Source organism: Gemmobacter lutimaris (assembly GCF_003570715.1).
GTDB classification, from domain to species: domain Bacteria; phylum Pseudomonadota; class Alphaproteobacteria; order Rhodobacterales; family Rhodobacteraceae; genus Gemmobacter; species Gemmobacter lutimaris.
Genome location: NZ_QXXQ01000002.1, coordinates 616,708 through 629,745, shown reverse-complemented (window position 1 = coordinate 629,745; position 13,038 = coordinate 616,708). Strand labels below are relative to the sequence as shown.

15 protein-coding genes and 1 tRNA gene are annotated in these 13,038 nt (G+C 64.1%); 4 read left to right on the top strand and 12 right to left on the bottom strand.

What is annotated here, in order from left to right; all coding sequences use genetic code 11:
* Position 1 precedes the first annotated feature (1 nt).
* From paaC to D2N39_RS06310, 10 genes are all read right to left on the bottom strand, one after another.
* The gene (paaC, locus tag D2N39_RS06355) at positions 2–769 is read right to left on the bottom strand and encodes a 1,2-phenylacetyl-CoA epoxidase subunit PaaC (protein WP_119133895.1); all 768 of its coding nucleotides are present in this window, start codon (positions 767–769) and stop codon (positions 2–4) included.
* Entirely contained in the window at positions 769–1,053 is a 285-nt protein-coding gene (gene paaB, locus D2N39_RS06350) for a 1,2-phenylacetyl-CoA epoxidase subunit PaaB (RefSeq protein WP_119133894.1), read from the bottom strand. Before paaB ends, paaC begins: the two co-directional genes overlap by 1 nt.
* 58 nt (positions 1,054–1,111) lie before the next feature.
* Positions 1,112–2,110, bottom strand: coding sequence for a 1,2-phenylacetyl-CoA epoxidase subunit PaaA (gene paaA / locus D2N39_RS06345; RefSeq protein ID WP_119133893.1), 999 nt, complete (start codon positions 2,108–2,110; stop codon positions 1,112–1,114).
* Between the two features lie 18 nt (positions 2,111–2,128).
* Positions 2,129–3,334 carry a 3-oxoadipyl-CoA thiolase gene (gene pcaF / locus D2N39_RS06340; RefSeq protein WP_119133892.1) on the bottom strand — a complete coding sequence of 402 codons (1,206 nt, stop codon included), beginning with the start codon at positions 3,332–3,334 and terminating at the stop codon, positions 2,129–2,131.
* Between the two features lie 182 nt (positions 3,335–3,516).
* Positions 3,517–4,365 carry a PaaX family transcriptional regulator C-terminal domain-containing protein gene (locus D2N39_RS06335; RefSeq protein ID WP_119133891.1) on the bottom strand — a complete coding sequence of 283 codons (849 nt, stop codon included), beginning with the start codon at positions 4,363–4,365 and terminating at the stop codon, positions 3,517–3,519.
* A 30-nt stretch (positions 4,366–4,395) separates the two neighbouring features.
* Positions 4,396–4,472, bottom strand: a tRNA-Arg gene (locus D2N39_RS06330).
* 51 nt (positions 4,473–4,523) lie between these two features.
* The gene (locus D2N39_RS06325) at positions 4,524–4,985 is read right to left on the bottom strand and encodes a GNAT family N-acetyltransferase (RefSeq protein WP_119133890.1); all 462 of its coding nucleotides are present in this window, start codon (positions 4,983–4,985) and stop codon (positions 4,524–4,526) included.
* Between the two features lie 92 nt (positions 4,986–5,077).
* A complete protein-coding gene (locus D2N39_RS06320; RefSeq protein WP_119133889.1) occupies positions 5,078–7,045 on the bottom strand; it encodes a calcium-binding protein in 1,968 nt (655 codons plus the stop codon).
* A gap of 175 nt (positions 7,046–7,220) precedes the next feature.
* Entirely contained in the window at positions 7,221–8,210 is a 990-nt protein-coding gene (doeB, locus tag D2N39_RS06315; RefSeq protein WP_119133888.1) for a N(2)-acetyl-L-2,4-diaminobutanoate deacetylase DoeB, read from the bottom strand.
* The gene (locus D2N39_RS06310) at positions 8,207–8,890 is read right to left on the bottom strand and encodes a GntR family transcriptional regulator (RefSeq protein ID WP_119133887.1); all 684 of its coding nucleotides are present in this window, start codon (positions 8,888–8,890) and stop codon (positions 8,207–8,209) included. Before D2N39_RS06310 ends, doeB begins: the two co-directional genes overlap by 4 nt.
* A 107-nt stretch (positions 8,891–8,997) precedes the next feature.
* Here D2N39_RS06310 and D2N39_RS06305 point away from each other — a divergent pair, with 107 nt between their 5' ends.
* Genes D2N39_RS06305 through D2N39_RS06295 form a run of 3 tightly spaced genes read left to right on the top strand, consistent with a single transcriptional unit; the run spans position 8,998 to position 11,911 of the window.
* Positions 8,998–10,182, top strand: a complete 1,185-nt coding sequence (locus D2N39_RS06305; protein ID WP_119133886.1) for a M24 family metallopeptidase — start codon at positions 8,998–9,000, stop codon at positions 10,180–10,182.
* Positions 10,183–10,186: 4 nt separating this feature from the next.
* Positions 10,187–11,563 carry an aspartate aminotransferase family protein gene (locus tag D2N39_RS06300; protein WP_119133885.1) on the top strand — a complete coding sequence of 459 codons (1,377 nt, stop codon included), beginning with the start codon at positions 10,187–10,189 and terminating at the stop codon, positions 11,561–11,563.
* Between the two features lie 45 nt (positions 11,564–11,608).
* Positions 11,609–11,911: a hypothetical protein gene (locus D2N39_RS06295; protein ID WP_119133884.1), complete on the top strand. Its 303-nt coding sequence runs from the start codon at positions 11,609–11,611 to the stop codon at positions 11,909–11,911.
* Here D2N39_RS06295 and D2N39_RS06290 read toward each other — a convergent pair.
* Positions 11,886–12,074, bottom strand: coding sequence for a hypothetical protein (locus tag D2N39_RS06290; protein WP_119133883.1), 189 nt, complete (start codon positions 12,072–12,074; stop codon positions 11,886–11,888). The genes D2N39_RS06295 and D2N39_RS06290 overlap by 26 nt on opposite strands.
* Positions 12,075–12,123: 49 nt before the next feature.
* On the opposite strand from D2N39_RS06290, the gene D2N39_RS06285 reads away from it, so the two are divergent.
* On the top strand, positions 12,124–12,441 hold the full coding sequence (locus D2N39_RS06285) for an antibiotic biosynthesis monooxygenase family protein (RefSeq protein ID WP_119133882.1): 318 nt from the start codon (positions 12,124–12,126) through the stop codon (positions 12,439–12,441).
* Positions 12,442–12,446: 5 nt separating this feature from the next.
* Here the strand turns inward: D2N39_RS06285 and D2N39_RS06280 are convergent, their stop codons facing one another.
* Positions 12,447–13,028, bottom strand: a complete 582-nt coding sequence (locus D2N39_RS06280; protein ID WP_119133881.1) for a hypothetical protein — start codon at positions 13,026–13,028, stop codon at positions 12,447–12,449.
* Positions 13,029–13,038: the final 10 nt, after the last annotated feature.

The following is a 13,038-nucleotide window of genomic DNA, read 5'->3' as shown; positions in this document are numbered from 1 at the left end:
CTTACCAGGTCGCGCCGGGATAGGCGCGTTGCAGGAACTGCATTTCGGCCAGGATATAGCCAAGGTGTTCGGAGTGAACGCCTTTGCGGCCGCCCTTGTGCTGATAAGTGTCGCCCGGATGGGTCAGCGTGGCTTCTGCCAGCACTTGCGAAACCGTCGCATCCCATGCCGCCTTCAGGCTGGCCGGGGCCGGGGCGATCCCGGCGGCGACGACCGCCTCATCCGAGGCGTCGGCCATGAACAGTTCACCCGTATAGGGGTAAAGCGTATCCAGCGCCTTCTGCATCCGCGCGCGGCTTTCCTCGGTCCCGTCGCCCAGACGGATCACCAGATCGGCGGAGCGTTCCAGATGATAGGCCACTTCTTTCACCGCCTTCGCCGCAATTTCGGCAACGCGGGCGTCGGAGGATTTCTCCAGCGCGCGCAGCAGTTCGATATGCCAGGCGTCGAACAGGAACTGCCGCATCAGCGTATTGCCGAAATCGCCGTTCGGGCGTTCCACCAGCAGCACGTTGCGGAAGGCCGCTGCGTCGCGCAGATAGGCAAGCTGATCGGCGGTGCGGCCCTTGCCTTCCACCTCGGCCGCGAGGCCAAGCCAGAACTGCGTCTGCCCGATCAGGTCAAGCGCCTGATTGGCCAGCGCGATGTCTTCCTCCAGCACCGGCGAATGCCCGCACCATTCCGAAACCCGGTGGCCAAGGATCAGGCAATTGTCGCCGATCCGGCACAGCCATTCAAAGAAGGCGGCCTGATTGACTGCGCTGCCCATCACATATGCCCCACTTCGGCCGGGATATCGAAGAAGGTCGGATGACGATAAACCTTGGAATTCGACGGCTCGAACAGCGGCCCCTTGTCCGAGGGGCTGGAGGCGGTGATGTCATTCGACTTCACCACCCAGATCGAGACGCCCTCGTTGCGGCGGGTATAGACGTCGCGCGCGTTGCGGATCGCCATTTCGGCATCCGGCGCATGCAGGCTGCCGACGTGACGATGGTTGAGGCCGTGCTGGCCACGGATGAAAACTTCCCAAAGGGGCCATTCGCTGGACATGGGTTCCTCCCGGTGATGGGTGTCTGGCTTGGGGGGCAGGCGCCCCCCTGTTCGATGATTATTCGGCGGCCATGCGGGCCGCGGCGCGGCGGGCATCGGCCTTCTTCGCATGCGCCATCAGCCCGTCACGGAACCAGGCGCCGTCCTCCCAGGCGGTCACGCGGGCCTCAAGGCGTTCGGTATTGCAGGGGCCATTGCCGGCGATGACGGCGAAGAACTCGCTCCAGTCCGGTTCGCTGAAATCCCAGCCGCCCTTTTCCTCGTTCCAGGCCAGCCCCTCGTCAGGGACAGTCAGACCAAGGTAATGCGCCTGCGGCACGGTCTGATCGACGAATTTCTGGCGCAGTTCGTCATTGGTGTTGATCTTGATCTTCCACGCCATCGACTGCGCCGAATGGACCGAATCCTTGTCGGACGGGCCAAACATCATCAGCGCCGGATACCAGAAGCGGTTGAGCGCATCCTGCGCCATTTCCTTCTGTTCCGGGGTGCCCGCCGCCATCTTCATCATGATGTCGTAGCCCTGCCGCTGGTGGAAACTTTCTTCCTTGCAGATGCGGATCATCGCGCGGCTGTAGGGGCCGTAAGAAGTGCGTTGCAGCGGCACCTGGTTCATGATCGCCGCGCCATCGACCAGCCAGCCGACCGCGCCGATGTCGGCCCAGTTCAGCGTCGGATAGTTGAAGATGGACGAATATTTCATCTTCCCGGCATGCAGCGCGTCCAGCAGCTCGTCGCGGCTGACGCCCAGCGTTTCGGCAGCGCTGTAGAGGTAAAGCCCGTGCCCCGCCTCGTCCTGCACCTTGGCCAGCAGGATCGCCTTGCGTTCCAGCGTGGGGGCGCGGGTGATCCAGTTGCCCTCCGGCAACTGGCCCACGATCTCGGAATGCGCATGCTGGCCGATCTGGCGGATCAGCGTCTTGCGATAGCCTTCCGGCATCCATTCCTTCGGCTCGATCTTCTCGCCCCGGTCGATGCGTTCCTGAAACGCGATTTCCTCGGGCGTCATGTCCTCGCGGGATTTCATCCCCTCGGATTTCACCATCTGTGCATACATGGGCCGGTCCCTCCCTGTTCAGACGCGTTCGATAATGATGGCGATGCCCTGCCCCACCCCGATGCACATGGTGCAAAGCGCATAGCGCCCGCCGGTGCGGTGAAGCTGATACATCGCGGTCGTCACCAGCCGCGCCCCCGACATGCCCAAGGGATGCCCCAGCGCGATGGCCCCGCCATTGGGGTTCACCTGCGCCGCATCATCCGGCAGGCCAAGGTCACGCAGCGTCGCCAGTGCCTGACTGGCGAAAGCCTCGTTCAATTCTATCACATCCATCTGGTCGATGGTCAGCCCCGCGCGGGCCAGAACCTTTTTCGCCGCCGGCGCCGGGCCGATGCCCATGATGCGCGGCTCCACCCCCGCCGCCGCCATGGCGACGATGCAGGCCTTGGGCGTCAGGCCCTGCGCGCGCGCCGCCTGTTCCGACAGGATCGCCAGCGCCGCCGCGCCGTCATTCACGCCCGAGGCATTGCCGGCGGTCACGCTCAGATCCGGGCCGTTCACGCCCTTGAGCTTTGCCAGCGACTCGGCCGTGGTGCCGGGGCGCGGGTGTTCATCGACGGCGACGATGATCGGGTCACCCTTGCGCTGCGGAATGGTCACCGGCACGATTTCATCGGCGAAAATCCCGGCCTCTTGCGCCGCGGCCCAGCGGGCCTGCGAGCGGGCGGCAAAGGCATCCTGATCAGCGCGGCTGACGGCGAAATCGGCAGCCACATTATCGGCCGTCTGCGGCATGCTATCGACACCAAACAGCTTTTTCATCAAGGGGTTGACGAAGCGCCAGCCGATCGTCGTGTCATAAACCGCATTGGCGCGGGAAAAGGCGCTTTCGGCCTTGGGCATCACGAAGGGGGCGCGGCTCATGCTTTCGACCCCACCGGCCAGCACGAAATCGCAATCGCCCGCCTTGATGGCGCGCGCCGCCATGCCAACCGCATCCATGCCGGAACCGCAAAGCCGGTTGACCGTGGTGCCCGGCACACCGATGGGCATACCGGCCAGCAGCACCGCCATGCGGCCCACATTGCGATTGTCCTCGCCCGCCTGATTGGCACAGCCGTAGATCAGGTCATCGACCGCCGACCAGTCCACGCCGGGGTTCCGCTCCATCAGCGCTTTCAGGGGCAGCGCCGCAAGGTCATCGGCCCGCACCGAGGCCAGCGCCCCGCCATACCGCCCGATGGGCGTGCGCACCGCGTCGCAGATGAAGGCTTCTGTCATGGGCCTGTTCCCCCTCGCATGTATCGGATGAGGCTGGTGCGTCTCCCAATTCACCAACCGATCGGTCAATGTATAGCGCGAAAGCATCACACTGTTAAGCGATTTATTGGATTCTTCGTGATGTTTTGATCGGCAGCCTGCCGTCGGCCAGGAAATGGCGTTTTGACAAGGGTTTGGCGGGATCAGTCCTCGGCCAGCGCCAGCAGCCGGGCCTGCGTTTCGGCGGTTCGGGCAGGCAGAAGGCCCGCGCCGCCTTCGAACCGGGTGCCGATATACGAATCGGCCGCAGGCGACAGCGCGCGATAAAGCTGCGCAAACAGGGTCCGCGCGGCCTCGCCCGGCCAGTCGTCAGGCAAGGCGGCCTCGGGCAGACGCGGGTCGCGCAGCAAAGCGCCCCGGTAGGCGTGGACCAGCAGCAGCCGCGCCACCAGCGCCGCAGCGGGTGGCAAGGCCCCCCCGGCCGCCAGCCGCGGGCACAGCGGCGCGAATTGCGCGATCATCGCCCGGTAATCTGCTGCGTGGCGGTCCAGCGGCCAAAGAGTTGCGGCGAGAGCAGGTAAATCCCCTTGTCCTGACGGAGGATCCGCCAGAAAGCACAGCCCCGGCGCCGCAAAGCCCGGATGATCGGGGCGCAACCACAGATCGGCACCGACCCGCGCCAGCGCCCCACGCCGCGCCGCGTCATCCGACAGGCCAGGGGCATGGTGGAACTGCCATCCCATTGCCGGAACCGGCTTGCCATAAAGCAAGCGCGCCGCCGCCGAAAATTCCTGCCGCGCGCCCTCGGCCAGCCGGTAGAAGCTGCGTCGCCCCTCGCGTTCACCAACCAACTGCCCGGCCGCCACCAGCCGCGACACCGCCGTGCGCACCAGGGTTTCACTGAAGCCCAGCGCCGCGCCGATCTCGATCAGGGTGCCCATCCACAACACGCCCCCGCGTGGCACCACCACATCACCATAAATCGTGACGATCATCGCGGGTGCCCGGAGCGCCAGGCCGTCTCTCAGGGTGGTGATGAGTGTTTCGGCCATAGCCCGTCCGCCTGAAATGGCCTGAGAAACTGGCGATCCCGGTAGGACTCGAACCCACAACCTAGCGCTTAGAAGGCGCTTGCTCTATCCGGTTGAGCTACGGGACCGGAGGATGCGCGGGCAGCCCGCGCCCGCCTCTTTTGCCGTGCAGATCGCGCTTAGGCAAGGCTTCGCGTCATGAAATAGCTGTTCGGGTCATCCCAATAGCCTTCGAACGGCGGGCATTCCACAAAACCCGCGCGTTCGTAAAGCCCGCGCGCCGGACCGAACATATCCTGCACGCCGGTTTCAAGGCTGAGCCGGGTGAAGCCCGCCGCGCGCGCCTCGGCCACAAGATGATCCAGCAGGCGGCGCGAAAGACCGCCACCGCGCCTTTCGATCAGCACATGCATCGACTTGATCTCGGCATGGCTGTCGTCGATCCGCTTGAAGGCGCCCATCGCCACCGGCACCCCCGCGTCGCGCATCACGAAGAAGAAGACTTCGGGAATATCCAGTTCGGACGCATCCATCATGTGAATGCTTTCCGGCGGCGTATCCGCGTGCATATCGGCGGTATGCCGTTCAAACAGCAGCGAAAGGTCGGCTCCGGTCGGGTTTTCCCGAGCGATGGTCAGCATCTGGCACATCCGTTCAGTCAGGCAATCGCCCGGACTATAGGAAGGCGCCCCGACGGCGTAAAGCGCCCCCGACAGGCCGGGGGCGCGGCCCGTCAGATAAAGGCGATGTCATTGCGCAGATCGCTGAAATCAGACACGCCCTCGATGGTCAGCTTGTTGGCGCCGAACTGGAACACCAGCGCATCGGCCTTTTCATCGACAATCCCGGCGAGCTTCTGAATGGACAATTTGCCCTTCACCAGCGAATGCGCAAAGACCACCGTATCCACGTTGTCCTGAAAATCGGCCACTACATCGCGCCCGGCCCGGAAGACAAACCTGTCCTCGCCCGTCTGACCGCGCATCTGGTCATTGCCCTTGCCACCATCCAGCACGTCATTGCCGGCACCGCCCAGCAACGTGTCATTGCCGTCGCCGCCGTTCAGCCGGTCGCCATCGGCGCCGCCATCCAGTTTGTCATTGTCGGCGCCACCATCCAGCTTGTCGGCCCCGCCCTTGCCGAACAGCCGGTCGCTTCCTGCATCACCCGCCAGCGTGTCCTTGCCATCGCCACCGTCCAGCTTGTCATTCCCGGCACCACCCGAGGCGCGATCATTGCCGGTGCTGCCCGCGATCACGTCATTTCCGGCCTCGCCGTTCAGCCGGTCGCCACCGCCACCGCCCAGCAGCGTATCGTTGCCGCTGCCACCATCCACCGTGTCATCCCGGCCGCCGGTCGAGAATTTTTCGTCCGCATCGGTGCCGCCAAGGTATTGTGCCTTGGTCTGGCCATATCCTGCCAGCTTGAAGATCTGCGCCATCACACCGGCCCCATCGCCGTCACCGCTCGCCGACTCCCATGTCACCACCACATTGCCGTTCTTCAGCGTGGTCAGGGCCGGGGCATTCTGGTCGCCGCCGGTGGTGTCATTCGCCACGATGGCCTGCCCCAGCTTCACCGCCTCCGCATTGAACCGCTGCACCATCACGGCCGAGCCGGATGTGTCGGCCGAGGTTGCGGCATCGGTCCATGCGACCATGAAACCGCCGTCCTTCAGCGCGGTAATCTCGGGCTCTGTCTGGTCGGCGCCGCTGGCCTTGTGCACCAGAACCGAGGAACTGCGCGGCGTGCCATCGGCATTCATCACCTGCACATGCACATCCCATTGCGGTTCCTTGCCGGTCAGGTTCCATTCCGCCCAGGTGATTGCAATGGCATCATCCTTCAGGATCGCCACACGCGGATCTGTGGCAGGCCCGGTCAGGCCAGAGCTTTCCTCCAGCACGATCCTCTCGCCCACCTTGAAGGCAAGACCCTGGCTGGGGGGCTGGAAGAAGCGCTCGAACTGGATCACCCCGTCATTGCCTGCGATGTCCGAGGCCATGGCGCTGACCGCGATAATCACGCCATCCGACTGCACACCAATGTCGCCAGTCGGGGTCTGGCCCAAGGGAAAGCGGTCGTCGTTCACGGTGCGACGCGACCATTGCCCGCCGCGCACCGGGGAATCGCTTGCGGTGAACTGGTCGATGTCCACCCCGCCATAGCCCACCGCCACCTCGTAGATCGGGGTCGATGTGGCGAATTGCGTGCCACCAAGCGAGATGACGCGGATTTCCTGCGCCTCCTGTTCCTTGCCCTCGCGGGTCAGGCCGAAACGCAGACGCTCCTCATTGTTGAACTCCTCGCCCTCGAAGCCGAAGGTCTTGGACCGCGTCCGATAATTGTCGGCCACCCCGGCCGCGATGGGCGTGTCATCCACGTTGACGGTAGTGAACCAGATCGCCTTGGTCAGCCATGTCCAGGCCCCGGCCCCGTCTTCGTTGAAGGTGACATCGACGTTTTCCTGATCGCCCTCGATCACCGTATTGATCTGAAATTCGGTCCCGACCTGCTTGCCAGAGGACGAAAAGCCCTGTCCGAAGACACCAAGCCCGTCGCCGTCCTGACCCTGGCTTTCCCAGACGATCTGGAAGCCGCCGCTCTTGGGGTTAGCGGCGATATTGGGATCGCCCTGCCTGTCATCCGTATAGCTATTGACCAGAATCTCGCGGCCAAGAGTCTGAAAAGATGCAACCATGACTTCACTCCTTCAAAAGACAGGCACAGGGGTGCCAGTTGGAAAACGCAGCGAAAAAATCTAGCCTTAAACAGGCCGTTGTTCAGAAAAGAATTGCCTGAAGTTTGGGCATCATTGGCCTTCGGGTCAACCCGTTCACCGGATTTTCTGCATGCCGCCCTGTCTGTCCCTCCGGTCAGACCTCAACAGCCACCACGGCGACACAATCGCCGGGCTTCACCAGCCCCGGAAAGTGCCGTGCCACCAACAGGCCCGAACGACCGGCGGTCACGCTCAGCGGTGCAATCCCGGTGCGGCCGGTTGGGTAGATCTGCGCCACAGGTTGCCCCGCCTCCACCCGGTCGCCCAGATCTGCCCAAAAGGCGATCAGCCCGCCGTCCTCGGCAAAGGTAAAGCAATCGGCGTCGGGCATGTCGAGCCAGCGGGTCGCGCGCGGTGCGACCTCGCCCTTCAGCACCCCGGCCGCGATCAGCAGATTGCGCAATCCCTGCTTTGCGATTTCTGTCGTTCGTGCCGTGGCCGTGCCGCCACCGCCCAGTTCGGTGGTGACGAAAACCTTGCCCATCTCCTCGGCTGCCGTGTCATACATGCCAACCGCGTCGATTTCGAGCATCCGGCACGACCAAGGCGCGCCGAAAGCACGGACCAGATCGAAGGCGCGGGTCTCCTGCACCTTGTCGGGCAGCACATGCGCCGCACAATAGGGCAAGAAATCCAGCGTCTTGCCGCCGGAATGGAAATCCAGCACCACATCGGCCATCGGCAGCAGCACGCGCTGAAAGTAATCTGCGATCTTCTCGGTCACCGTGCCATCGGGGCGGCCGGGGAAACTGCGGTTCAGATTGCCCTTGTCGATGGGAGAGGTGCGGGTCCCGGCCAGAAAGGCCGGGTAGTTCATTGCCGGAAGGATGATCAGCCGCCCGCTGACATCTTCGGCCCGGACCTTTGCCGCCAGATCGAACAGCGCGATCGGCCCCTCATATTCATCACCATGGTTCGCGCCGGTCAGCAGCGCGGTCGGCCCGGTGCCATTCTTCACCACCGTCAGCGGGATCATCACAGATCCCCATGCCGCATCGTCCCGGCTATAGGGCAACCGCAGGAAACCGTGGCTGACGCCCGGTGCATCGAAATCCACGGTTGCGGAAATGGGCGAAGGTTTCATGGCTGCTCCGGGATAGGCGCCAGTTCCATCCGGCGCAGACAAAGCGAGATATGGGTGCGGCGGATCAGGCCCACGGCCTCGATGTCACCGATTTCCATGGCCGACAGCGTTTCCGCCATCTCGCGGCGGAAAATTTCCACCTCGGCCGCCGCATCCATCTGCGGCATCAGCGTCAGGTAGATGCGGTGGGTCAGGAAATACAGCCGCTCGGTGATCTCGCGCAGCGGCGGGTTGCCGATCAACGCGAGGCTTTCCTGATAGAAGTCAAGGAACAACCGGGCCATCTCGCGCCGGTCCGGCCGGGGGCCACGGTCAAGCCGCGCGATCAGCGCCCGGATGCGCTCAAGGCTTTCCGGCGCGACCGGCAGCGGGTCCAGCCGCCCGATCAGCGAGGCCAGTTCCAGCCGCAGCCGATAGGTGGCGCGCAGCCCCTCCATGTCGAAGCTGGTCACGAAAGTGCCGACGCCCTGACGGCTTTCCAGCAGGCCCTCAGTCTCCAGCCGCGACAGCACGCGGCGCAGCGGCGTGCGCGAGACGCCGAATTCCTGTGCCAGTTCTTCCTCCCCTAGCCGCATACCGGGCGGATAGTCCAGCAGGCAGATACGTTCGCGCAGCGCCAGATAGATGACATCAAAGCGTTCACGCGCCTGGCTTTTGGGCTTGTCCGAGTCGTCCAGCATAACCACCTCCGCCAAGATGTATACAACATGACTAGACAGACGCCAATAGCCCCGCATAATAGCTGAAAACCTGCTACGTTGTGCACCAGAGATTCGAGGACCCGCGAATGGAGATCTTTGAGAAGCTGTTCCCGCCCGCCGAATACGCGCGCCGCACCCGTGCGGTGCAGGGCCGCATGCGCGCCGCCGGGCTGGATCTGATCGTGGCGCAAGATCCGGCCAATATGTGCTGGCTGACCGGCTTTGACGGCTGGTCCTTCTATGTGCCGCAATGCGTGATCCTGCATGTGGATGCAGCAAATCCGGTCTGGTTCGGCCGCGCTATGGATGCAAAAAGCGCCCGTATCACTACGGACCTGCCCGATGCCGACATCGTGCCCTATGCGGAACGCCTGATCCATCATCCGGTGGAACACCCCTATGACGCGCTGGCCGCATTGATCCGCGACCGCGGCTGGGCCCGCGCCCGCATCGGGGTCGAGATGGACGCGCATTACTATACGGCGCGCTGCCACCAGCACCTTGCGGCGGGCCTGCCCGAGGCGACGCTTGGCTCCAACGGTGATCTGGTGAACTGGGCGCGGCTGGTGAAATCGCCCGAGGAGGTCGCCCTGATGCGTGCAGCGGGCGAGATCGTCAGCGCCGCCATCGACCGCACGGCCGAGGTGATGCGACCCGGCGTGCCGCAACAGGATATTATTGCCGAGGTGCTGCACAGCCTCACCCGTGGTGTGCCCGGCGCGGGCGGCGACTATGCCGCAATCGTGCCGATGATGCCTGTGGGCGAAGGCACCTCGACCCCGCATCTGACATGGACCGACAAGCCGCTGCCGACCTCGGGCCTTGCCATGCTGGAAATCTCGGGCGCGCGTCGCCGCTATCACGCGCCGCTCACCCGCACCTTCCATCTGGGCAAGCCGCCGCGTGAACTGGCCGATCTGGCCAAGATCATAGTCGAGGGCGTGGATTGTGCGATGGAACAGGCCCGCCCCGGCAATACCGCCGAACAGGTCGAGGCCGCCTGGCAGGCCAGCATCGCACGCCACGGGCTGAAGAAGGAAAGCCGCGTCGGCTATTCCATCGGCCTTGCCTATCCGCCGGACTGGGGCGAGCGCACCGTCAGCCTGCGCCCCGGCGACCAGACCGAACTGGCCGAAGGGATGTGCTTTCACATCCAGGCGGGCATGTGGCTGGCCGATTACGGCGCCGCCATTTCCGAAAGCATCGTGGTCACGCCCTCGGGCGCCGACCGCCTCACCCGCGCACCGCGCGACCTGATCGTGATTGACTGAAGCCATGCAGAACGACCTTGCCAACGACCTGAACGCCTGGGACCGGGATCATTTCTTCCACCCTTCCACCCATATGGGCGGCCATGCCCGCGGCGAGACGCCGCGCCGGGTGATTGCCGGGGGTGAGGGTTGTTTCATCACCGATACCGCCGGCAAGCGCAGCCTCGACGCCTTCGCCGGGCTCTACTGCGTGAACGTGGGCTATGGCCGGACCGAGATCGCCGAGGCCATTGCCGAACAGGCGAAGGAACTGGCCTATTACCATGCCTATGTCGGCCACGGCACCGAGGCCAGCATCACACTGGCGCGCATGATCATCGAACGCGCCCCTGCCCATATGAGCCGGGTCTATTTCGGCCTCTCCGGGTCGGACGCGAATGAAACGAACATCAAGCTGATCTGGTATTACAACAATATCCTCGGTCGGCCCGAGAAGAAGAAGATCATCTCGCGCTGGCGCGGCTATCACGGCTCGGGCGTGATGACCGGCAGCCTCACTGGCCTTTCGCTGTTCCACGCGCATTTCGACCTGCCGCGCGCGCCGATCCTGCATACCGAGGCGCCCTATTACTACCGCCGCGAAGATCGCTCGATGACTGAGGCGCAGTTCAGCGCCCATTGCGCAGCGAAACTGGAAGAGATGATCCTCGCCGAAAGCCCGGACACCATCGCTGCCTTCATCGGCGAGCCGATCCTTGGCACGGGTGGCATCGTGCCCCCGCCCGAAGGTTATTGGGCCGCGATTCAGGCCGTGCTGAAGAAATACGACATCCTGCTGGTGGCGGATGAGGTCGTGACCGGCTTCGGGCGGTTGGGCAGCATGTTCGGCTCCACCCATTACGGGATGGAACCCGATCTGATCACCATCGCCAAGGGGCTGACCTCGGCCTATGCGCCGCTGTCGGGGTCCATCGTGTCGGATCGCATGTGGCAGGTGCTGGTGCAGGGATCGGATGACTTCGGGCCGATGGGCCACGGCTGGACCTATTCGGCCCATCCGATCTGTACGGCAGCGGGGGTGGCGAACCTGCGGCTGATCGACGAGTTGGGGCTGGTGGCCAATGCGGGCGCGGTCGGCGCTTACTTCCGCAAGGGTCTGGCCGATGCGCTGGCCGGACACGCCCATGTCGGCGAGGTGCGGGGCGACGGGCTTATGGCGGCGGTGGAATTTGTCGAGGACCGCGACGACCGCCGCTTCTTTGATCCGGCACGCAAGATCGGCCCGGCCATCGCGGCGGCCCTGCTGGACCGCGGCGTGATCGGCCGCGCCATGCCGCAGGGCGACATTCTGGGCTTCGCCCCGCCACTGTGCATGACGTCGGACGAGGCCGACATCGTGGTCGCTGCTGCCGTGGATGCGGTGAAATCCGTGCTGGGCTGAGCCCGCGTTAGGATTCCATCAATCCTTGGTGCCCATAGTGGCGCCATGCGTGTCTTGCTTCTGCTTCTGTTCTGCGCCGGTTGCGGCGCCCAGCCTGCGCCGCTGATGTTCGGTGGCGCGCGGCATGAAACCACCGTGGACGGCCACCGTTACACTGTCTATCGCAAGGCCAATCAGGTGGAGGTCATCCGCGAAGGCTGGGCCGCGCCACGGGATCACGCGAAGATCCGTGCCACGATGATCGCCGTCGTTCCCTGGCTCACGGGCTGCGACGTGCTGCCTTCGACCGTGCGGGGCGACAGCGGCGAAATGCGCGACAGCGTCACTTGCCCGAAGGGCCGACGATGATCAGCTCGTAGACCGCAATCGCCCCAGCCACGCCAAACATGATGGCCCAGCCGGTATTCCCCGCCGCCAGTTCCAACGCAGCCCAGATCAATGGCAGCACAGCCGTCAGCCAGCGCACAACGGGCCGGGCGAACATCGGATGGTCGGCGTCGATGAGGCGCATGGTTCCTCTGGCTTTTTCTGTTAGGCTGCACGGGCAGGAGGAGCCAACCATGCCAGACATCCGCACCGGCTTACAAGGCCAGACCGTCATCACCACCTTCGAACTCAGCCCCGGCACCGCGCAGGATCTGATGGAAGCGCTTGAGGACGCTTACCGCGACTTCATCAGCAAGCAGCCCGGTTTCATCGCGGCGGGCCTGCATATGAATGATGCGCAGACACGGATCTGCAATTATTCGCAATGGCAGCGACGCGAGGATTATCAGGCGATGCTGCGCAGCCCCGAAATGCGGCAGCGCAACAAGGTCATCGCAACACTGTGCCGCAGCTTCGAGCCGGTGATGTATGAGGTCGCAGCAGTATTCTAGGCGCCTTACGGTTCGGGCAGGACCATATCGGGCATCGGCGTGAAATCGAACTGCACATGGGTGGGCATCCCACTCATCGTGTAGTCATAGGTCATCCGCTTTGGCAGGCCGGTGGCGGTTTCAATGTCATAGGCCACGCCCAGTTCGCTTTGCCACGGCGGCACCTGTTTGACCACACCTGCCACATGATCGACCGCAACGCCGTCGATCTGGCCGGTGCCACATTCGGCCCGGATGACACCGGCAGCCTGCGCTGCCCGCATCTCGGCCGCTTGGCGCGTCATTTCGACCGGGTCCATCTGCCAGGCCAGTGTCCAGCCCCCTGCCCCGTCGGCCATATAGGCACCCCCGTTGAAATGCAGCATGTCGGGTGTGCCCGGCGGTTGTTCCGTCACGATGTAGGAATGCAATTCGATATGGAATCGCTGCACCGTCACGCTGGGCATGCCGCCGATTTCACCGGTCGCGCGTGCCGCGTAAGGCTGGCCGTTGAAGGTCGGCGCCGCAAGCAGGGCCGACAGCCGGTCGGCACAGGGATCTGCCAGAAGCGGCAGCGGGAAGATGGCAAAAAGAATGGTCAGACGCATGACAGTCTCC

What these genes read in the sequence shown, in the direction of transcription:
- paaC (WP_119133895.1), bottom strand. Translation starts at nt 769, where the DNA reads ATGGGCAGCGCAGTCAATCAGGCCGCCTTCTTTGAATGGCTGTGCCGG.
- paaB (WP_119133894.1), bottom strand. Translation starts at nt 1,053, where the DNA reads ATGTCCAGCGAATGGCCCCTTTGGGAAGTTTTCATCCGTGGCCAGCAC.
- paaA (WP_119133893.1), bottom strand. Translation starts at nt 2,110, where the DNA reads ATGTATGCACAGATGGTGAAATCCGAGGGGATGAAATCCCGCGAGGAC.
- pcaF (WP_119133892.1), bottom strand. Translation starts at nt 3,334, where the DNA reads ATGACAGAAGCCTTCATCTGCGACGCGGTGCGCACGCCCATCGGGCGG.
- D2N39_RS06335 (WP_119133891.1), bottom strand. Translation starts at nt 4,365, where the DNA reads ATGGCCGAAACACTCATCACCACCCTGAGAGACGGCCTGGCGCTCCGG.
- D2N39_RS06325 (WP_119133890.1), bottom strand. Translation starts at nt 4,985, where the DNA reads ATGCTGACCATCGCTCGGGAAAACCCGACCGGAGCCGACCTTTCGCTG.
- D2N39_RS06320 (WP_119133889.1), bottom strand. Translation starts at nt 7,045, where the DNA reads ATGGTTGCATCTTTTCAGACTCTTGGCCGCGAGATTCTGGTCAATAGC.
- doeB (WP_119133888.1), bottom strand. Translation starts at nt 8,210, where the DNA reads ATGAAACCTTCGCCCATTTCCGCAACCGTGGATTTCGATGCACCGGGC.
- D2N39_RS06310 (WP_119133887.1), bottom strand. Translation starts at nt 8,890, where the DNA reads ATGCTGGACGACTCGGACAAGCCCAAAAGCCAGGCGCGTGAACGCTTT.
- D2N39_RS06305 (WP_119133886.1), top strand. Translation starts at nt 8,998, where the DNA reads ATGGAGATCTTTGAGAAGCTGTTCCCGCCCGCCGAATACGCGCGCCGC.
- D2N39_RS06300 (WP_119133885.1), top strand. Translation starts at nt 10,187, where the DNA reads ATGCAGAACGACCTTGCCAACGACCTGAACGCCTGGGACCGGGATCAT.
- D2N39_RS06295 (WP_119133884.1), top strand. Translation starts at nt 11,609, where the DNA reads ATGCGTGTCTTGCTTCTGCTTCTGTTCTGCGCCGGTTGCGGCGCCCAG.
- D2N39_RS06290 (WP_119133883.1), bottom strand. Translation starts at nt 12,074, where the DNA reads ATGCGCCTCATCGACGCCGACCATCCGATGTTCGCCCGGCCCGTTGTG.
- D2N39_RS06285 (WP_119133882.1), top strand. Translation starts at nt 12,124, where the DNA reads ATGCCAGACATCCGCACCGGCTTACAAGGCCAGACCGTCATCACCACC.
- D2N39_RS06280 (WP_119133881.1), bottom strand. Translation starts at nt 13,028, where the DNA reads ATGCGTCTGACCATTCTTTTTGCCATCTTCCCGCTGCCGCTTCTGGCA.